Here is an 18,579-nt window from a genome sequence, read left to right as displayed (position 1 = left end):
TACTATAGTGCGACTTACAGAGGTATTGAATGAAACGTGCAGTGATTACTGGCCTGGGCATTGTTTCCAGCATCGGTAATAACCAGCAGGAAGTCCTGGCATCTCTGCGTGAAGGACGCTCCGGGATCACTTTCTCTGAAGAGTTTAAAGATTCAGGTATGCGTAGCCACGTATGGGGTAACGTCAAACTGGACACCACCGGTTTGATTGACCGCAAAGTGGTTCGTTTCATGAACGATGCCTCTATTTATGCTTATCTCTCCATGCAGGAAGCGATCAAAGATTCTGGCCTGAGCGAAGAGGTTTATCAGAACAACCCGCGCGTGGGTCTGATCGCCGGTTCCGGCGGTTCATCTAAAGCGCAGGTATTCGGTGCTGACGCAATGCGTAGCCCGCGTGGTCTGAAAGCGGTAGGTCCGTACGTGGTTACCAAAGCCATGGGTTCTGCGGTTTCCGCGTGCCTGGCGACCCCATTCAAAATCCACGGTGTGAACTACTCCATCAGCTCCGCGTGTGCGACTTCCGCGCACTGCATCGGTAACGCTGTTGAGCAGATCCAGCTGGGTAAACAGGACATCGTATTTGCTGGCGGCGGCGAAGAGCTGGGCTGGGAAATGGCCTGTGAATTCGACGCGATGGGCGCATTGTCTACCAAGTACAATGAGACCCCGGACAAAGCCTCCCGTACCTATGATGCGCACCGTGACGGTTTCGTTATCGCGGGCGGCGGCGGTATGGTTGTGGTTGAAGAGCTGGAGCATGCCCTGGCGCGTGGCGCGCACATCTACGCTGAAATCGTGGGCTACGGTGCAACGTCTGACGGCGCCGACATGGTTGCGCCATCCGGCGAAGGCGCGGTGCGCTGCATGAAGATGGCGATGCACGGCGTTGACACCCCAATCGACTACCTGAACTCTCACGGTACCTCTACGCCGGTAGGCGACGTAAAAGAGCTGGGTGCGATCCGTGAAGTCTTCGGCGACAACAGCCCGGCGATCTCCGCGACCAAAGCCATGACTGGTCACTCTCTGGGGGCGGCTGGCGTTCAGGAAGCGATCTACTCGCTGCTGATGCTGGAAAACGGCTTTATCGCCCCAAGTATCAATATCGAAGAGATGGACGAGCAGGCTGCTGGCCTGAACATCGTGACCAAACCAACGGAAGCGACGCTGACTACCGTCATGTCCAACAGCTTCGGTTTCGGCGGTACCAACGCCACGCTGGTCATGCGTAAGCTGAAAGCATAAGTTTTATGTTTGATTCAGAAGGGGAGCCATAAGGCTCCCTTTTTTATGCATTGACAAGCAGCTGATCTCACAGGCAAACTTCACCCCTCAACATTATCCTCACGATAATGCGTAAGCGTTTAACGTCAACCAACGCACCTTAATCCTGATTATCAGGTAGAGGGGGCGTGGCATTTCCCCGCCTTACTCTTCATTTCGGAGTAAAGCATGACTGCAGTAACTCAAACAGAAACAACCCCTTCAGCGAACGTCTCACTGTTCCGTATCGCCTTTGCGGTATTCCTGACCTATATGACCGTTGGCCTGCCGCTGCCGGTGATCCCGCTGTTCGTTCATCAGGAGCTGGGCTATGGCAACACCATGGTCGGCATTGCCGTGGGCATTCAGTTTTTAGCCACGGTATTAACCCGCGGTTACGCCGGACGGCTGGCGGATCAGCACGGTGCTAAACGCTCGGCGCTGCAGGGGATGTTTGCCTGCGGGCTGGCGGGCGGCGCCTGGCTGCTGGCGGCTCTGCTGCCGGTAGACGCCGCGTATAAATTTGCGCTGCTGGTGCTAGGCCGTTTAATTCTTGGCTTCGGTGAAAGCCAGCTGCTGACCGGCACCCTGACCTGGGGAATGGGGCTGGTGGGGCCAGCACGTTCCGGCAAGGTGATGTCCTGGAACGGCATGGCCATCTACGGCGCGCTGGCCGCCGGTGCACCGCTTGGCCTGCTGATCAACAGCCAGTTCGGGTTTGCGGCGCTGGCTGCAACGACCATGGCGCTGCCGCTGGTGGCATGGGCGTTTAACGGCTCGGTGCGTAAGGTACCTGCGCACAAAGGCGAGCGTCCTTCCCTGTGGAGCGTGGTCGGCCAAATCTGGCAGCCGGGCCTGGGCCTGGCGCTGCAGGGCGTGGGGTTTGCGGTAATAGGGACGTTTGTATCGCTCTATTTTATGAGCCGCGGCTGGGCGATGGCCGGTTTTACGCTTACTGCCTTTGGCGGCGCGTTTGTGCTGATGCGCGTGCTTTTTGGCTGGATGCCGGATCGCTTTGGCGGCGTGAAGGTGGCGGTGGCATCGCTGGTCATTGAAGCTATCGGTCTTCTGCTGTTGTGGAATGCTCCCGTGGCATCCGTGGCCCTGCTGGGTGCTGCGCTGACCGGCTGCGGCTGTTCTCTGATCTTCCCGGCGCTGGGCGTTGAAGTGGTGAAGCGCGTGGCCCCGCAGGTGCGCGGGACGGCGCTCGGCGGCTATGCGGCGTTTCAGGATATCTCATACGGCGTTACCAGACCGCTGGCCGGGGTGTTAGCGACCTCGTTTGGCTATCCGTCCGTCTTTCTGGCCGGTGCGGTTTCTGCGGTGGTGGGGATCGTGGTGACGCTGGTGGCGTTTCGCAGGCGTTGAGCCGTTGTTGCCGGGTGACGGCTGTGCCTTACCCGGCCTACGATTCGAGCCGTTGTAGGCCCGGTAAGCGCAGCGCCACCGGGAAAAACCTCAGGCAACCAGCCAGAAAATCGCCAGGGCAATCAGCAGTGCAATAAACATCAGCCCCGGACGTGCAGAGAGCGTTCTGAATGTCTCGACGACCGGCGCAAACAGCGGGCTGTAGATCGGCTGAACGTTTCTCACCTCCGGCACGCCGCCTTCACGTTCGGCGCGACGAACGAAGATTTGATTGAGCAGATCCTGCACCTGCGCGGTGGTCAGCACCGTCTGCGGCGTGGCCTGCCAGTTTTGCTGGGCGTAATCCCGAATCACGTCGAACTCGTGCGGCTCAAGCGGCTGTTTCAGCGCGGCCTGGACAGTATGCAGGGTAGGGGCATTCTGGGTGCTGAGCGTCTGGCGCGCCTGTAGCCAGGTCACCAGATGAGTAAACTGTTTGGCCGGGATCAGTTCACCCGCCTTCACGCCGGACAGCTCCAGCATGGATTGCCAGATAAGCTTCGTCGGTTCGCCAGTGGCCGCAGCCAGCTTTGTCACCATCTGCTTGAGCGTGTTGTGCTCGGCGGGCAGCAGCGGACGCTCGGTCGACGGGCGCACCTGAGGCTGCGGAATAGACAGCTCGTTGTTCTGCAGCAGGGTCAGCACGGTTTTAAGCTGGTCCGGCGTCAGCTGCCCCAGCGCGGTCTGACCATACTGCTGGCGAATAAAATCACTCACCGCCTGGCGGTTATTACCCTGGCCCAGCAGCTCCGTCAGCTGAGCAACAATCTGGCGCGTGGTGTGGTTCTGCTGCGCGGTCGTAATACGCTGGTTCAGATTTTGCTCGGCAGCAGGGAAATGACGCGACTGCAGCGGTGCGTCGTTCCTCACGCCTAAATCATGCTTTACCCCGGCCCAGACTTCCGCATTTTGCTGTGAAGTCAGCGCAATCAGGCGCGTGATCAGTCGCTCCAGCACGGTGCGCTGTTGCGTGGATAGCGGTTGTTCACCGGCAACGTTTGGCGTGACGGGGCCTTCACCCGGAGGGCGTGGTGGCGTACCTGAAATGGGCTGCATCGTCAAAAATCCTTAAAGTCAAAACTCAGCGTAAACCAGGTATACGTATATGCCTGGCGGCCAGATTATGGCACACTTGGCAGGTTTTCTTCCTCTCAAACAGGTACTCAGACGTGAAAATCCTCGTTGATGAAAATATGCCTTATGCCCGTGAGCTGTTTAGCCGCCTGGGTAACGTTAAGGCTGTCCCTGGTCGCCCGATCCCGGTCAACGAACTGGATGACGCAGACGCGCTGATGGTGCGCTCGGTGACCAAAGTAAATGAGGCGTTGCTCGCCGGTAAAGCGATTAAGTTTGTCGGAACCGCAACGGCAGGGACCGATCATGTGGATGATAAGTGGCTGAAGCAGGCTGGAATCGGTTTTTCCGCCGCGCCGGGCTGTAACGCCATTGCCGTTGTGGAATACGTTTTCTCCTCGCTGCTGATGCTGGCCGAGCGCGACGGGTTTGCGCTGAAGGACCGCACCGTGGGGATTGTTGGCGTGGGTAACGTCGGCGGACGCCTGCAAAAGCGTCTTGAAGCGTTAGGGATCCGCACGCTGCTGTGCGATCCGCCGCGCAAAGACAACGGAGATGACGGGGATTTCCGCTCGCTGGACGAGCTGGTCGAACTATGCGACGTGCTGACTTTCCACACGCCGCTGTTTAAAGAGGGGCCGTATAAGTCGCTGCATCTTGCTGACGAGGCGCTGATCCGTCGTCTGAAGGCTGGCACTATTCTGATAAATGCCTGCCGTGGTCCGGTTGTAGATAACGCTGCGCTGCTGACATGTCTGAATGAAGGACAAGACCTCAGCGTGGTGCTGGACGTCTGGGAGCCGGAGCCGGATCTCAACGTTGAGTTGCTTAACAAGGTGGACGTGGGCACAGCGCATATCGCCGGTTATACCCTCGAGGGGAAAGCGCGCGGCACGACGCAGGTCTTCGAGGCCTACAGCGCTTTTATCGGCCATCCGCAGCAGGTGGCGCTGGATACCTTACTCCCCGCGCCTGAATTTGGCCGCATTACCCTGCACGGTCCGCTCGATCAGGCAACACTGAAAAGGCTGGTGCATTTGGTGTATGATGTGCGCCGCGATGATGCGCTGCTGCGTAAAGTGGCGGAGATCCCGGGTGAGTTTGATAAGCTGCGCAAGAACTATGTTGAGCGCCGCGAGTGGTCTTCCCTGTATGTGATGTGCGACGACGCGTCGGCGGCGACGCTGCTGCATAAGTTGGGGTTTAACGCCGTTCATCATCCGGCACGTTAATGTCTTCTTAATGCTCCCTGTCGGATACTCTGACAGGGACGCTTTTTTATTTCTGGAGTAAACCACCATGTCTGAAGGCTGGAACATTGCCATTTTAGGTGCCACGGGTGCCGTGGGCGAAGCCCTGCTCGAAACCCTTGCTGAGCGTCAGTTCCCGGTGGGCGATATCTATGCGCTGGCGCGTACCGACAGTGCAGGTGAGCATCTGCGTTTTAACAGTAAATCCGTGATGGTCCAGGACGCGGCAGCATTCGACTGGACCCAGGCGCAGCTGGCGTTTTTCGCTGCGGGCGCTGAAGCCACTGCTGCGTACGTTGAAGAGGCGACCAACGCAGGCTGCCTGGTGATCGACCTGAGCGGCCTGTTCTCGATGGAGCCGGATGTGCCGCTGGTGGTGCCGGACGTGAACCCGTTTGTGCTGGCTGACTACCGCAACCGTAACGTCATTGCGGTGCCGAACAGCCTGACCAGCCAGCTGCTGACTGCCCTGAAACCGCTGATCGACGACGGCGGCCTGTCGCGCATTACCGTCACCAGCCTGCTCTCCGCGTCCGCGAACGGTAAAAAGGCCGTTGACGCGCTGGCCGGGCAGAGCGCGAAGCTGCTGAACGGTATCCCGATTGATGAAGATGATTTCTTTGGCCGCCAGCTGGCGTTCAACATGCTGCCGCTGCTGCCGGACCGCGAGGGTTCCGTGCGCGAAGAGCGTCGTATCGTCGATGAGGTGCGTAAAATTCTGCAGGACGATGGCCTGATGATCTCCGCAAGTGTCGTGCAGTCCCCGGTCTTTTACGGCCACGCGCAGATGGTCGGCTTTGAAGCGCTGCGTCCGCTGGCGGCAGAAGAGGCGCGCGATGCGTTTGGCCGCGGTGAAGACATCGTGCTCTCTGAAGAGAGCGAGTTCCCGACCCAGGTGGGCGATGCCACCGGCAGCGCGCATCTTTCCGTTGGCTGCGTGCGTAACGATTACGGCATGCCGGAACAGGTTCAGTTCTGGTCCGTTGCGGACAACGTTCGCTTTGGCGGCGCGCTGATGGCGGTCAAAATCGCTGAAAAACTGGTGCAGGAGTACCTGTACTGATGTCAGACGTGGAACAAAAGTCGGTCCATAGAATTGCCCTCGGCATTGAGTACGACGGCAGTAAGTATTATGGCTGGCAGCGTCAGAACGAGGTGCGCAGCGTCCAGGAGAAGCTGGAAAAAGCGCTCTCTCAGGTGGCAAACGAGCCGATTAACGTCCTGTGCGCAGGACGTACGGATGCGGGTGTTCACGGTACGGGTCAGGTCGTGCACTTTGAAACCACCGCCGTGCGTAAGGATGCCGCCTGGACCCTGGGTGTAAATGCGAATTTGCCTGGTGACATTGCGGTGCGTTGGGTAAAAGCTGTGCCGGATGATTTTCACGCGCGCTTTAGCGCCACGGCGCGTCGCTACCGTTATGTCATCTACAACCAGCGCCTGCGTCCGGCGGTGTTAAGCCAGGGCGTGACGCATTTTTATGAACCGCTTGATGCTGAACGTATGCATCGCGCGGCGCAGTGTCTGATTGGTGAAAATGACTTTACGTCGTTTCGTGCGGTGCAGTGTCAGTCCCGCACGCCGTGGCGAAACGTCATGCACATAAACGTCAGCCGTTTTGGCGCGTATGTGGTGGTGGATATCAAAGCCAATGCCTTTGTACATCATATGGTTCGGAATATTGTGGGCAGCCTGATGGAAGTGGGCGCCGGACACCAGCCGGAGAGCTGGATTGCAGATCTGCTGGCAGCGAAGGACAGAACGCTTGCGGCAGCTACGGCGAAAGCGGAAGGGTTGTATCTGGTCTCGGTAGACTATCCGGATCGGTTTGACCTGCCGAAACCGCCAATGGGCCCGCTTTTTTTAGCGGACTAAACAAAGGTGCAATTAGGGCTTAGACAATATGGACGTAATTCGTTTTTTGATTGATTTCATCCTGCATATTGATGTTCACCTGGCGGAGCTGGTCGCGCAGTATGGCGTCTGGGTTTACGCTATTCTGTTCCTCATTCTGTTTTGTGAAACCGGTCTGGTCGTTACCCCATTCCTGCCAGGGGATTCCCTGCTGTTCGTTGCCGGCGCGCTATCGGCGTTACCCACTAACGATCTGAACGTGCATCTTATGGTGGTGCTGATGGTGATTGCCGCTATTGTCGGTGATGCGGTCAACTACACGATTGGACGCGTATTCGGTGAGCGGCTGTTCAGCAATCCGGATTCGAAAATTTTCCGTCGCAGCTATTTAGACAAAACCCATGCGTTTTATGAACGCCATGGCGGAAAAACCATTATCCTTGCGCGCTTTGTGCCTATTGTGCGCACATTTGCACCGTTTGTGGCGGGAATGGGACATATGTCCTATCGTCATTTTGCCATGTATAACGTCGTGGGGGCGCTGCTGTGGGTACTGCTGTTTACCTATGCAGGCTACCTGTTTGGCGATCTCCCGGTGGTTCAGGAAAATCTTAAGTTACTGATTGTAGCGATTATTGTGCTTTCCGTACTGCCGGGCGTTATCGAAATTATTCGTCATAAACGTGCGGCGGCAAAACAAGCGAAGTAAATGCACGCTGGCGGTTCGACCACTTTTTTATCCAAAGTTTCGGGCTGTTATGTTTTAATGTGCAACATTCATGGTCTGTTGGAGGCAAAAATGGCATTATTCGCCTCTTATAGCAAAACTGGCAAACGACCAGGTTCAGGCAGAAAGGTTATCAATGAGCTGGATTGAACGAATTAAAAGTAACATTACCCCAACGCGTAAAGCGAGCATTCCTGAAGGGGTATGGACGAAGTGTGATAGCTGCGGTCAGGTTCTGTATCGCGCAGAGCTGGAGCGCAACCTTGAGGTGTGTCCGAAGTGTGACCACCATATGCGTATGTCGGCGCGCAACCGCCTGCATAGCCTGCTGGACGAAGGCTCTCTGGTAGAGCTGGGTAGCGAACTCGAGCCAAAAGACGTGCTGAAGTTCCGCGATTCCAAAAAATACAAAGATCGTCTGGCCTCTGCACAAAAAGAGACTGGCGAGAAAGACGCGCTGATCGTCATGAAAGGCACCCTGCATGAGATGCCGGTTGTTGCCGCTGCGTTTGAGTTCTCCTTTATGGGCGGCTCAATGGGCTCTGTGGTCGGTGCGCGCTTCGTGCGTGCCGTTGAGCAGGCGCTGGAAGACAACTGTCCGCTGATCTGCTTCTCTGCCTCCGGCGGTGCGCGTATGCAGGAAGCGCTGATGTCACTGATGCAGATGGCGAAAACCTCTGCTGCGCTGGCGAAGATGCAGGAGCGCGGTCTGCCGTATATCTCCGTGCTGACCGACCCAACCATGGGCGGCGTCTCCGCGAGCTTCGCAATGCTGGGCGATCTGAACATCGCTGAGCCAAAAGCGCTGATCGGCTTTGCGGGTCCTCGCGTTATCGAGCAGACCGTTCGTGAAAAACTGCCGCCGGGCTTCCAGCGCAGTGAGTTCCTCATCGAGAAAGGCGCCATCGACATGATCGTCCGCCGTCCGGAAATGCGCCTGAAGCTGGCGAGCATCCTGGCGAAGCTGATGAATCTGCCAGCGCCGAACCCGGATGAGCCGCGCGAAGGCGTGGTGGTACCGGATCAGGAACCCGAGGCCTGATAACTGAAAAGGGCAGGGCCGGTTGGCGCTGCCCTTTTGCTTTCTAATCTGTTAATGACAACCGGGCATTATGGAAAATAAAAGCATTCCCCAAGCCACGTCGCCCCTGGCCGCGTGGCTTTCTTATCTGGAAAACCTGCACAGTAAAACCATCGATATGGGGCTTGAGCGCGTAAGCCAGGTCGCCGCGCGTCTTGATGTGCTCAAACCGGCACCTTTCGTGTTCACCGTCGCGGGGACCAACGGTAAAGGTACGACCTGCCGCACGCTGGAATCTGTCCTGATGGCCGCAGGTTACAAAGTTGGCGTGTACAGCTCGCCACACCTGGTCCGCTACACCGAGCGCGTTCGTGTGCAGAACCGCGAACTGCCGGAATCGGCGCATACGGCGTCGTTCGCGGAAATTGAAGCCGCACGCGGTGAGATCTCATTAACCTATTTTGAATACGGTACCCTGTCGGCGCTGTGGCTGTTCAAACAGGCGCAGCTGGATGTGGTGATTCTTGAGGTTGGCCTCGGCGGACGGCTTGATGCGACCAATATGGTGGATGCGGACGTGGCGGTGGTCACCAGCATCGCGCTGGACCATATCGACTGGCTGGGACCGGATCGTGAAAGCATTGGCCGCGAGAAGGCCGGTATTTTCCGCGCAAATAAGCCCGCGGTGGTTGGCGAGCCGGATATGCCGCATACCATTGCTGACGTGGCGAACGAGAAGGGCGCGCGTCTGCTGCGCCGCGACGTTGACTGGCAGTACGAGGTCCAGGATAACGGCTGGCGCTTTAGCGACGCGCAGGGCGCGCTCGACAACCTGCCGCTGCCGCAGGTACCGCAGCCGAACGCGGCAACCGCGCTGGCGGCACTGCGCGCCAGTGGCCTCACGGTCAGCGAGCAGGCGATCCGCGACGGCATTAAGAATGCGCTGTTGCCCGGGCGTTTCCAGATCGTCAGCGAGTCACCGCGCCTGATTCTGGATGTGGCGCATAACCCCCATGCGGCGGCGTATCTCGCGGGACGTCTCAATTCGTTACCAAAAACCGGGCGCGTGCTGGCGGTTATCGGTATGCTTCATGATAAAGATATCGGCGGGACGCTGGCCTGCATGGAGAGTGTGGTCGATAGCTGGTATTGTGCTCCTCTGGAGGGGCCGCGCGGCGCGACGGCTGAGCAGTTGATGGAACATCTCGGTAAAGGCGCAATCTACAGTAGCGTGGCTCAGGCCTGGCATGCCGCGATGGCGGATGCTAAACCAGAAGATACCGTGCTGGTGTGTGGGTCATTCCACACGGTGGCACATGTCATGGAAGTGATGGACGCGGGGAGAACCGGTGGCGAGTAAGTTTCAGAACCGTTTAACAGGAACCATTGTGCTGGTCGCGCTCGGGGTGATTATTCTCCCGGGTCTGCTCGACGGGCAGAAAAAGCATTATCAGGATGAGTTTGCCGCTATTCCGCTGGTGCCGAAGCCGGGTGACCGCGATGAGCCGGATATGCTGCCTGCGGCGACGCAGGCGCTGCCTGCTCAGCCGCCGGAAGGGGCGGCGGAAGAGGTGCGTGCAGGCGATGCCGCCGCACCATCGCTCGATCCGTCTCGCCTGGCGGCAGCGAGCAACAGCGATATCGATCCGGTGCCGGTCGAGCAGCCTAAACCGGTTGAAAAACCGAAGCCGGTTGAGAAGCCGCAGCCGCAGCCGAAACCGCAGCGGGATAAAGCCGCAGAACAGCTAGCCGCGGCGTCAGAGACACCTCCGCCAGCAAAACCGGCGCAGCAGGATGCCGCTGCCCCAACGGGTAAAGCCTACGTGGTGCAGCTTGGTGCGCTGAAAAACGCCGATAAGGTCAACGAGGTCGTGAGCAAACTGCGCAGTGCGGGATATCGTGTTTACACTTCACCTTCCACGCCGGTGCAGGGTAAAATTACCCGTATCCTCGTGGGGCCAGAAGCGTCCAAAGATAAGCTTAAAGGTTCGCTCGGTGAGCTGAAGCAGATCTCCGGCCTGAGCGGTGTGGTGATGGGCTACAGCGCGAACTGATAAGATCTTACCCATTCCCGGAATGGTTTGCTCCCTCTCCCTTGAGGGAGAGGGTTGGGGTGAGGGGGGAGCAGACGTCCACAGAGACGTCAAATGGACCGTGGCGTTGAACATTTTTTCAGCGCCTTTTTTATTTACGCGCGGGAAGGAAATCCCTACGCAAACGTTTTCTTTTTCTGTTAGAATTCGCCCCGAACTGGATGACAGGGCGTTAAATCGTGGGACACATATGGTCTGGATTGATTACGCCATCATTGCGGTGATTGGTTTTTCCTGTCTGGTTAGCCTGATCCGTGGCTTTGTTCGTGAAGCGTTATCGCTGGTGACATGGGGTTGTGCTTTCTTTGTTGCCAGTCATTACTACACTTACCTGTCTGTCTGGTTCACGGGCTTTGAAGATGAACTGGTCCGAAATGGAATCGCTATCGCGGTGCTGTTTATCGCAACGCTGATTGTCGGCGCTATCGTGAATTACGTGATAGGTCAGCTGGTCGAGAAAACCGGTCTGTCAGGAACGGACAGGGTGCTCGGGATCTGTTTCGGGGCATTACGAGGCGTGCTGATTGTGGCCGCGATCCTGTTCTTCCTGGATACCTTCACCGGGTTCTCCAAAAGCGAAGACTGGCAAAAATCGCAGCTCATTCCAGAGTTCAGCTTCATCATCAGATGGTTCTTTGACTATCTGCAAAGCTCGTCAAGTTTTTTGCCCAGGGCATAAACCCTGAGATGTGGCTTAACGAGGAAAAGACGAATGTGCGGTATTGTCGGTATCGCCGGTTTCATGCCGGTAAACCAGTCGATTTATGACGCGTTAACGGTGCTTCAGCACCGTGGGCAGGATGCTGCGGGTATCATCACCATTGATGCAAACAACTGCTTCCGTTTACGCAAGGCGAATGGCCTGGTAAACGATGTGTTTGAAGCCCGCCATATGCAGCGTCTGCAAGGTAATATGGGGATCGGTCACGTTCGTTATCCTACTGCTGGCAGTTCCAGCGCCTCTGAGGCACAGCCTTTCTACGTCAACTCACCGTATGGCATTACCCTTGCTCATAACGGAAACCTGACCAACGCGCATGAGCTGCGTAAAAAGCTGTTCGAAGAGAAACGTCGCCACATTAACACCACCTCTGATTCTGAAATCCTGCTCAATGTGTTCGCCAGCGAGCTGGATAACTTCCGTCACTATCCGCTGGAAGCAGACAACATTTTTGCCGCGATTGCCGCGACAAACCGTCAGATCCGCGGCGCGTACGCCTGCGTTGCGATGATCATCGGTCACGGTATGGTCGCCTTCCGCGATCCTAACGGCATTCGTCCGCTGGTGCTCGGTAAGCGCGACCTCGGCGATGGCCGTACTGAATATATGGTTGCCTCTGAGAGCGTGGCGCTGGATACCCTGGGCTTCGAATTCCTGCGCGACGTTGCGCCGGGCGAAGCGGTCTACATCACCGAGAAGGGCCAGCTGTTTACCCGCCAGTGTGCCGACAACCCGGTCAGCAACCCGTGCCTGTTTGAATACGTTTACTTTGCCCGTCCGGATTCCTTCATCGACAAGATTTCCGTCTACAGCGCGCGCGTCAACATGGGCACCAAGCTGGGCGAGAAGATTGCCCGCGAGTGGGACGATCTCGACATCGACGTGGTGATTCCTATCCCGGAGACCTCCTGCGATATCGCGCTGGAGATCGCCCGCATTCTGGACAAGCCATACCGTCAGGGCTTCGTGAAGAACCGCTACGTTGGCCGCACCTTTATCATGCCGGGGCAGCACCTGCGTCGTAAGTCCGTGCGCCGCAAGCTGAACGCCAACCGCGCGGAATTCCGCGACAAGAACGTTCTGCTGGTGGATGACTCCATTGTTCGCGGCACCACCTCTGAGCAGATTATCGAGATGGCGCGCGAAGCGGGTGCGAAGAAAGTCTATCTGGCCTCTGCTGCGCCGGAGATTCGCTTCCCGAACGTGTACGGCATCGATATGCCAACCGCCAACGAGCTGATCGCTCACGGCCGTGAAGTGGATGAAATTCGTCAGATTATCGGTGCCGACGGCCTGATTTTCCAGGATCTGAACGATCTCATCGACGCGGTGCGTGCCGAGAACCCGGAAATTCAGCAGTTTGAATGCTCCGTGTTCAACGGTATTTACGTGACCAAAGACGTTGACCAGCAGTACCTCGACTATCTTGATTCGCTGCGCAACGACGATGCGAAAGCCGTCCAGATGCAGAACGATCTCGAAAGTTTAGAGATGCACAACGAAGGTTGATGCTCCGGCAGGTGAGGGCGAATGCCCTCACTTGCAACTCCCCGCAAAATCCTGCACAGTCTGCCCTGAAATCAGTAAGGGCGAAAATCATGAAACGACTCATTGTTGGGCTCAGCGGCGCCAGCGGCGCGATTTACGGCGTACGTCTGTTACAGGTTCTGCGTAACGTGGCGGAAGTCGAGACCCATCTGGTGATGAGCCAGGCGGCGCGGCAGACCCTCTCTCTGGAAACCGATCTCTCCCTGCGCGATGTTCAGGCACTGGCGGACGTGGTTCACGATGCCCGTGATATCGCCGCCAGCATCTCCTCAGGCTCGTTTAAAACGGCTGGCATGGTTATCCTGCCCTGTTCCATTAAAACCCTCTCCGGCATTGTGAACAGCTATACCGATACCCTGGTAACGCGCGCGGCGGATGTGGTGCTGAAGGAGCGTCGTCCTCTGGTGCTCTGCGTGCGGGAAACGCCGCTGCACCTTGGCCACCTGCGTTTGATGACCCAGGCCGCGGAGCTGGGAGCCATCATCATGCCGCCGGTACCGGCATTTTATCATCGCCCGACCTCGCTGGATGACGTGATTAATCAGACCGTTAACCGCGTGCTGGATCAGTTTGACATCGACCTGCCTGAAGATCTCTTCACCCGCTGGCAGGGTGCCTGAATCTGTGCACAAACCAGGTGCATGAAAAGACAAGTTGCCCTGTTTCAGGGCAATTATGCAACGGCGATCATATCCTCGACATTTAATTCGTTTTTTCCCTTTTTCTCTCTCCGGTTCGTTCGGCAGACCTGCTATCTTTCACCATTAAGGCAGTATCGCAACGTTTTATTAACATATTTAACGTCGAAGTTTTGACCAGACGGCAATGTGGCATAAGACCTGCAAGATGAAGCCTGCAACACAACACACAACACAATACATAATAAAATCACGGTACTTGAGGGTAAATGTATGAAGAAGACGGTTCTGGCTCTGTCTTTGCTCGTGGGGTTAAGTGCGGCAGCAGGTAGCTACGCAGCGCTTCCACAGACGGTTCGTATCGGTACAGACGCAACCTACGCGCCATTCTCTTCCAAGGATGCGAAAGGCGATTTCGTGGGGTTTGATATCGATCTGGGAAATGAAATGTGCAAGCGCATTGCGGTGAAATGCACATGGGTGGGCAGCGACTTTGACGCGTTAATCCCGTCGCTGAAAGCCAAGAAAATCGACGCCATTATCTCTTCTCTCTCCATCACCGAAAAACGCCAGCAGGAGATTGCCTTCTCTGACAAGCTCTACGCCGCGGATTCTCGCCTGATTGCGCCAAAAGGCTCCCCGATTAAGCCAACCATCGACTCGCTGAAAGGCAAGCATGTTGGCGTGCTTCAGGGATCGACCCAGGAAGGTTATGCCAATGCTACCTGGCGTGAGAAGGGTGTAGACGTGGTGGCCTATCAGAACCAGGATCTGATTTACTCTGACCTGGCCGCAGGCCGTCTGGATGCCGCATTCCAGGATGAAGTCGCCGCGAGCGAAGGCTTCCTGAAACAGCCTGCGGGTAAAGACTATGCGTTTGCGGGCCCGTCGGTGAAAGACAAAAAATACTTTGGTGACGGCACCGGTATTGGCCTGCGTAAGGATGATACCGAGCTGAAAGCCGCCTTCGACAAAGCCTTTGCAGAGCTGCGTAAAGACGGTACTTACGACAAACTGGCGAAGAAATACTTCGACTTCAACGTATACGGTGAATAATACCTGGCGCTAACGCACCGGAAAGGTGCGTTACGGGAACGGTTGACCCAATACGGTGCGCTCGTTGCACCGTATTGGATCGCTTTGTGCATACTTACGCATTTATAATGCAAAAATTCCCGCCTGAAGGGCATTAGTCTTTGCCTGTCAGAGGGAATTAATGGCACATTAGCACCACCCCGTCGTCGTAAAAATCCCGTATGAAGACAGTTTGTTGAGGACAAATATGAAAAAACTCGTGTTGTCACTATCTCTGGTGCTGGCCTTTTCCAGCGCTACCGCGGCATTCGCAGCCATTCCGCAGAAAATTCGGATCGGTACCGATCCCACCTATGCGCCGTTCGAATCGAAGAATTCAAAGGGTGAACTGGTTGGTTTTGACATCGATCTGGCCAATGAGCTGTGCAAACGCATCAAAGCACAGTGTACCTACGTTGAGAACCCGCTGGATGCGCTGATCCCGTCCCTGAAAGCGAAAAAAATCGACGTGATCATGTCCTCGCTCTCCATCACTGAAAAACGCCAGCAGGAGATTGCCTTCACAGACAAACTTTACGCGGCCGATTCTCGTCTGGTGGTGGCTAAATCGTCTGACGTTCAGCCAACGCTGGAGTCCCTGAAAGGTAAACGTGTCGGCGTGCTGCAGGGCACTACCCAGGAAACCTACGGTAACGAACACTGGGCGCCGAAGGGGATTGAAATCGTCTCCTATCAGGGCCAGGAAAATATCTACGCTGACCTGACGGCAGGCCGAATTGATGCGGCATTCCAGGATGAAGTCGCGGCAAGCGAAGGCTTCCTGAAAACGCCGGTCGGTAAAGATTACAAGTTTGGCGGCCCGTCCATTAAGGACGTGAAGCTGTTTGGTGTGGGCACCGGTATGGGCCTGCGCAAAGAAGACAACGAGCTGCGTGAGGCGCTGAACAAAGCGTTTGCTGAAATGCGCGCTGACGGCACCTACGACAAGCTGGCGAAAAAGTACTTTGATTTTAATGTTTACGGCGGCTAATCGCCCCGTCAAATAACGTGCGGCCCCTCCCTCCGTGGGAGGGGGAAAGACACGGTTCCACCACTCACGATACGACAGGGCTCGCGGTATGCTGTACGGATTTTCTGGCGTTATTTTACATGGCGCGCTTGTCACCCTAGAGCTGGCTATCAGCTCCGTGGTGCTGGCGGTGCTGATAGGTCTGGCAGGCGCAGGGGCGAAGCTTTCGGCTAACAAACCGCTGGCGCTAATTTTTGAAGGCTACACCACGCTTATTCGCGGCGTTCCCGATCTGGTGCTGATGCTGCTTATCTTTTACGGTCTGCAGATTGCGCTGAACAGCGTAACGGACGCGATGGGCATGGGACAAATTGATATCGACCCGATGGTGGCCGGTATTATTACCCTCGGTTTTATCTACGGTGCCTACTTCACCGAAACCTTCCGTGGTGCTTACATGGCCGTGCCGAAGGGGCACATTGAGGCGGCAACCGCATTTGGTTTTACCTCTTCACAAACGTTTCGTCGGATTATGTTCCCGGCCATGATGCGTTACGCGCTGCCGGGCATCGGCAACAACTGGCAGGTTATCCTCAAAGCGACAGCGCTGGTCTCGCTGCTCGGTCTGGAAGACGTCGTGAAAGCGACTCAGCTGGCGGGCAAGAGCACCTGGGAGCCGTTTTACTTTGCGGTGGTCTGCGGCGTGATTTATCTGGTCTTTACGACCGTCTCCAATGGTGTGCTGCTTCTGCTCGAGCGTCGCTACTCCGTGGGTGTGAAGAGGGCTGACCTGTGATTGAGATTATTCAGGAATACTGGAAATCGCTGCTGTGGACAGATGGCTACCGCTTTACCGGCGTGGCGATTACGCTCTGGCTGCTGATCTCCTCCGTGGTGATGGGTGGCATTCTGGCGGTGTTTCTTGCCATTGGCCGCGTGTCGAACAATAAATTTATCCAGTTCCCGATCTGGCTGTTTACCTACGTGTTTCGCGGTACGCCGCTGTACGTACAGCTGCTGGTGTTCTATTCGGGGATGTATACGCTTGAGATCGTAAAAGGCACTGAGATGCTGAATGCGTTCTTCCGCAGCGGTCTGAACTGTACGGTGCTGGCGTTGACGCTCAACACCTGCGCCTATACCACCGAGATTTTCGCGGGAGCCATTCGTTCGGTTCCGTACGGTGAAATTGAGGCGGCGCGCGCGTACGGCTTTTCCTCAGTGAAACTTTATCGCTGCATTATTCTGCCGTCGGCATTGCGTATCGCGTTACCGGCGTACAGTAACGAAGTGATTTTGATGCTGCACTCCACCGCGCTTGCCTTTACCGCGACGGTGCCGGATCTGCTCAAAATCGCGCGCGATATTAACTCCGCGACCTATCAGCCGTTTACCGCGTTTGGCATTGCGGCGGTGCTCTATTTAATTATCTCTTATGTTTTGATTAGCCTGTTCCGTAAGGCTGAAAAACGCTGGTTGCAGCATATAAAACCTTCTTCGACGCACTGAGAAAGATGATGGCTGAGAACAAATTAAACGTTATTGATTTGCACAAACGCTACGGCGAACATGAAGTGCTGAAAGGGGTGTCGCTGCAGGCTAACGCAGGCGATGTAATCAGTATCATCGGTTCATCCGGCTCGGGTAAAAGTACTTTCCTGCGCTGCATTAACTTCCTCGAAAAGCCGAGCGAAGGCTCGATCGTGGTGAGCGGGCAGAACATCAACCTGGTGCGTGACAAAGACGGCCAGCTGAAGGTGGCGGATAAACACCAGCTGCGCCTGCTGCGTACGCGCCTGACGATGGTGTTCCAGCATTTTAACCTCTGGAGCCACATGACGGTGCTGGAGAACGTGATGGAAGCGCCGGTTCAGGTACTGGGGCTGAGCAAGCAGGAAGCCCGCGAGCGTGCGGTGAAATACCTGGCGAAAGTGGGTATCGACGAGCGCCAGCAGATGAAATACCCCGTGCATCTCTCCGGCGGTCAGCAGCAGCGTGTCTCCATCGCGCGCGCGCTGGCGATGGAACCGGAGGTGCTGCTGTTCGACGAACCAACCTCCGCGCTCGACCCGGAACTCGTTGGCGAAGTGCTGCGCATCATGCAGAAGCTGGCCGAAGAGGGCAAAACGATGGTGGTGGTGACGCACGAGATGGGCTTCGCCCGTAACGTCTCCAACCACGTTATCTTCCTGCACCAGGGGAAAATTGAAGAGCAGGGGCATCCGGACGAGGTGCTGGCGAACCCGCAAAGCCCACGTTTGCAGCAGTTCCTGAAGGGGTCGTTGAAGTAGGTTTGCTTCTCCCTCTCCCTGTGGGAGAGGGGCGAGGTGAGGGCATCAGGCCGCAGTACAGCCCAATCGCCCGGTGGCGCTTCGCTTACCGGGCCTACTAATTCTGTTGCTGGCCGGCATACTCCAGCCGATAGACCCAATCGTCATAGCGCACGCCGTCAATTTCATACGCCTTTTCCAGCACCTGCGTACGCACAAACCCGGCTTTCTCCAGCACGCGCACCGATCCGCCGTTGTCCGCCAGCACGTACGCGTTAATCGCCTTCACGCTGGTCTGGTTGAACGCATAATCACACACCGCGCGCAGCGCCTCGCTGGCGATACCTTTCCCTTGCGCGGCAGGTACAACCGTATAGCCGATATCGGCCTCCTCACGATTCTCAGGGCTGATTTGCAGGCCAATATCGCCAAGCGGCGTATCATCATCCCGGGCGCGAATGACAAACACATGAGCAGCAGCGAGTCGCGCGGCAAACACGCGTCGGGTCTCTTTTTCTGGCGCGATGGCGGCCATGTAGCGCATGATGCGGCGATCTTCACGCAGCGAGCGGAAGAAGGCCCAGTCAGTGGGTTCGAAAGGGGTGAGGTAAAGCCGGGGAGTGGTGATCGTTGCCATTGTGACGCCATATTTTCGGAACATGGCCTG

Annotated in this window: 19 protein-coding genes; 17 read left to right on the top strand and 2 right to left on the bottom strand. The window is 56.6% G+C overall.

Annotated features, from left to right (window positions below; all coding sequences use genetic code 11):
* Window positions 1-29: 29 nt before the first annotated feature.
* Window positions 30-1,247 (top strand): beta-ketoacyl-ACP synthase I, encoded by a 1,218-nt coding sequence (gene fabB, locus OTG14_RS12065; protein WP_014832795.1) that lies wholly within the window; start codon window positions 30-32, stop codon window positions 1,245-1,247.
* A 207-nt stretch (window positions 1,248-1,454) separates the two neighbouring features.
* A complete protein-coding gene (locus OTG14_RS12060) occupies window positions 1,455-2,633 on the top strand; it encodes an MFS transporter (RefSeq protein WP_267215121.1) in 1,179 nt (392 codons plus the stop codon).
* A 90-nt stretch (window positions 2,634-2,723) separates the two neighbouring features.
* Here the strand turns inward: OTG14_RS12060 and flk are convergent, their stop codons facing one another.
* On the bottom strand, window positions 2,724-3,728 hold the full coding sequence (gene flk, locus OTG14_RS12055) for a flagella biosynthesis regulator Flk (protein ID WP_032646631.1): 1,005 nt from the start codon (window positions 3,726-3,728) through the stop codon (window positions 2,724-2,726).
* A gap of 113 nt (window positions 3,729-3,841) precedes the next feature.
* Here flk and pdxB point away from each other — a divergent pair, with 113 nt between their 5' ends.
* From pdxB to hisP, 15 genes are all read left to right on the top strand, one after another.
* On the top strand, window positions 3,842-4,978 hold the full coding sequence (gene pdxB / locus OTG14_RS12050; protein WP_267215120.1) for a 4-phosphoerythronate dehydrogenase PdxB: 1,137 nt from the start codon (window positions 3,842-3,844) through the stop codon (window positions 4,976-4,978).
* Between the two features lie 67 nt (window positions 4,979-5,045).
* Window positions 5,046-6,059 carry an aspartate-semialdehyde dehydrogenase gene (locus OTG14_RS12045; protein WP_032646629.1) on the top strand — a complete coding sequence of 338 codons (1,014 nt, stop codon included), beginning with the start codon at window positions 5,046-5,048 and terminating at the stop codon, window positions 6,057-6,059.
* Window positions 6,059-6,871, top strand: coding sequence for a tRNA pseudouridine(38-40) synthase TruA (gene truA / locus OTG14_RS12040; protein ID WP_193525428.1), 813 nt, complete (start codon window positions 6,059-6,061; stop codon window positions 6,869-6,871). Before OTG14_RS12045 ends, truA begins: the two co-directional genes overlap by 1 nt.
* A gap of 28 nt (window positions 6,872-6,899) precedes the next feature.
* Window positions 6,900-7,559, top strand: coding sequence for a DedA family protein (locus OTG14_RS12035; RefSeq protein ID WP_008502599.1), 660 nt, complete (start codon window positions 6,900-6,902; stop codon window positions 7,557-7,559).
* A gap of 154 nt (window positions 7,560-7,713) precedes the next feature.
* Window positions 7,714-8,619 carry an acetyl-CoA carboxylase, carboxyltransferase subunit beta gene (gene accD / locus OTG14_RS12030; RefSeq protein ID WP_003861408.1) on the top strand — a complete coding sequence of 302 codons (906 nt, stop codon included), beginning with the start codon at window positions 7,714-7,716 and terminating at the stop codon, window positions 8,617-8,619.
* Between the two features lie 70 nt (window positions 8,620-8,689).
* Entirely contained in the window at window positions 8,690-9,958 is a 1,269-nt protein-coding gene (folC, locus tag OTG14_RS12025; protein WP_032646627.1) for a bifunctional tetrahydrofolate synthase/dihydrofolate synthase, read from the top strand.
* Entirely contained in the window at window positions 9,948-10,652 is a 705-nt protein-coding gene (gene dedD, locus OTG14_RS12020; protein WP_024908946.1) for a cell division protein DedD, read from the top strand. Before folC ends, dedD begins: the two co-directional genes overlap by 11 nt.
* Before the next feature lie 229 nt (window positions 10,653-10,881).
* Window positions 10,882-11,370: a colicin V production protein gene (gene cvpA, locus OTG14_RS12015; protein ID WP_000262116.1), complete on the top strand. Its 489-nt coding sequence runs from the start codon at window positions 10,882-10,884 to the stop codon at window positions 11,368-11,370.
* A gap of 33 nt (window positions 11,371-11,403) precedes the next feature.
* A complete protein-coding gene (purF, locus tag OTG14_RS12010) occupies window positions 11,404-12,921 on the top strand; it encodes an amidophosphoribosyltransferase (RefSeq protein ID WP_024908947.1) in 1,518 nt (505 codons plus the stop codon).
* 89 nt (window positions 12,922-13,010) lie between these two features.
* Entirely contained in the window at window positions 13,011-13,580 is a 570-nt protein-coding gene (locus OTG14_RS12005) for a UbiX family flavin prenyltransferase (protein WP_029740194.1), read from the top strand.
* 291 nt (window positions 13,581-13,871) lie between these two features.
* Window positions 13,872-14,654, top strand: coding sequence for a lysine/arginine/ornithine ABC transporter substrate-binding protein ArgT (argT, locus tag OTG14_RS12000; RefSeq protein WP_023312560.1), 783 nt, complete (start codon window positions 13,872-13,874; stop codon window positions 14,652-14,654).
* A gap of 226 nt (window positions 14,655-14,880) precedes the next feature.
* Complete coding sequence (gene hisJ, locus OTG14_RS11995; RefSeq protein ID WP_024908950.1) at window positions 14,881-15,663, top strand: histidine ABC transporter substrate-binding protein HisJ; 783 nt, start codon at window positions 14,881-14,883, stop codon at window positions 15,661-15,663.
* An 88-nt stretch (window positions 15,664-15,751) separates the two neighbouring features.
* Window positions 15,752-16,438 (top strand): histidine ABC transporter permease HisQ, encoded by a 687-nt coding sequence (locus OTG14_RS11990; RefSeq protein ID WP_024908951.1) that lies wholly within the window; start codon window positions 15,752-15,754, stop codon window positions 16,436-16,438.
* The gene (locus tag OTG14_RS11985) at window positions 16,435-17,151 is read left to right on the top strand and encodes an ABC transporter permease (RefSeq protein WP_008502590.1); all 717 of its coding nucleotides are present in this window, start codon (window positions 16,435-16,437) and stop codon (window positions 17,149-17,151) included. The genes OTG14_RS11990 and OTG14_RS11985 overlap by 4 nt, the downstream gene beginning before the upstream one ends.
* A gap of 8 nt (window positions 17,152-17,159) precedes the next feature.
* The gene (gene hisP / locus OTG14_RS11980) at window positions 17,160-17,933 is read left to right on the top strand and encodes a histidine ABC transporter ATP-binding protein HisP (protein WP_010433274.1); all 774 of its coding nucleotides are present in this window, start codon (window positions 17,160-17,162) and stop codon (window positions 17,931-17,933) included.
* A gap of 97 nt (window positions 17,934-18,030) precedes the next feature.
* On the opposite strand, the gene OTG14_RS11975 is transcribed toward hisP, so the two are convergent.
* Complete coding sequence (locus OTG14_RS11975; protein ID WP_267215119.1) at window positions 18,031-18,549, bottom strand: GNAT family N-acetyltransferase; 519 nt, start codon at window positions 18,547-18,549, stop codon at window positions 18,031-18,033.
* Window positions 18,550-18,579 lie beyond the last annotated feature (30 nt).

Origin of the sequence: Enterobacter pseudoroggenkampii (assembly GCF_026420145.1) — a bacterium.
Lineage (GTDB): Bacteria > Pseudomonadota > Gammaproteobacteria > Enterobacterales > Enterobacteriaceae > Enterobacter > Enterobacter pseudoroggenkampii.
The sequence above is the reverse complement of the archived record's forward strand: the minus strand, read 5'-3'. Positions and strand labels throughout refer to the sequence as shown.

Coding starts and splice junctions, on each gene's coding strand:
- OTG14_RS12035 (WP_008502599.1), top strand. CDS start 6,900: ATGGACGTAATTCGTTTTTTGATTGATTTCATCCTGCATATTGATGTT.
- hisJ (WP_024908950.1), top strand. CDS start 14,881: ATGAAAAAACTCGTGTTGTCACTATCTCTGGTGCTGGCCTTTTCCAGC.
- truA (WP_193525428.1), top strand. CDS start 6,059: ATGTCAGACGTGGAACAAAAGTCGGTCCATAGAATTGCCCTCGGCATT.
- OTG14_RS11990 (WP_024908951.1), top strand. CDS start 15,752: ATGCTGTACGGATTTTCTGGCGTTATTTTACATGGCGCGCTTGTCACC.
- cvpA (WP_000262116.1), top strand. CDS start 10,882: ATGGTCTGGATTGATTACGCCATCATTGCGGTGATTGGTTTTTCCTGT.
- purF (WP_024908947.1), top strand. CDS start 11,404: ATGTGCGGTATTGTCGGTATCGCCGGTTTCATGCCGGTAAACCAGTCG.
- fabB (WP_014832795.1), top strand. CDS start 30: ATGAAACGTGCAGTGATTACTGGCCTGGGCATTGTTTCCAGCATCGGT.
- OTG14_RS12060 (WP_267215121.1), top strand. CDS start 1,455: ATGACTGCAGTAACTCAAACAGAAACAACCCCTTCAGCGAACGTCTCA.
- OTG14_RS12045 (WP_032646629.1), top strand. CDS start 5,046: ATGTCTGAAGGCTGGAACATTGCCATTTTAGGTGCCACGGGTGCCGTG.
- flk (WP_032646631.1), bottom strand. CDS start 3,728: ATGCAGCCCATTTCAGGTACGCCACCACGCCCTCCGGGTGAAGGCCCC.
- OTG14_RS12005 (WP_029740194.1), top strand. CDS start 13,011: ATGAAACGACTCATTGTTGGGCTCAGCGGCGCCAGCGGCGCGATTTAC.
- folC (WP_032646627.1), top strand. CDS start 8,690: ATGGAAAATAAAAGCATTCCCCAAGCCACGTCGCCCCTGGCCGCGTGG.
- hisP (WP_010433274.1), top strand. CDS start 17,160: ATGGCTGAGAACAAATTAAACGTTATTGATTTGCACAAACGCTACGGC.
- argT (WP_023312560.1), top strand. CDS start 13,872: ATGAAGAAGACGGTTCTGGCTCTGTCTTTGCTCGTGGGGTTAAGTGCG.
- OTG14_RS11975 (WP_267215119.1), bottom strand. CDS start 18,549: ATGGCAACGATCACCACTCCCCGGCTTTACCTCACCCCTTTCGAACCC.
- accD (WP_003861408.1), top strand. CDS start 7,714: ATGAGCTGGATTGAACGAATTAAAAGTAACATTACCCCAACGCGTAAA.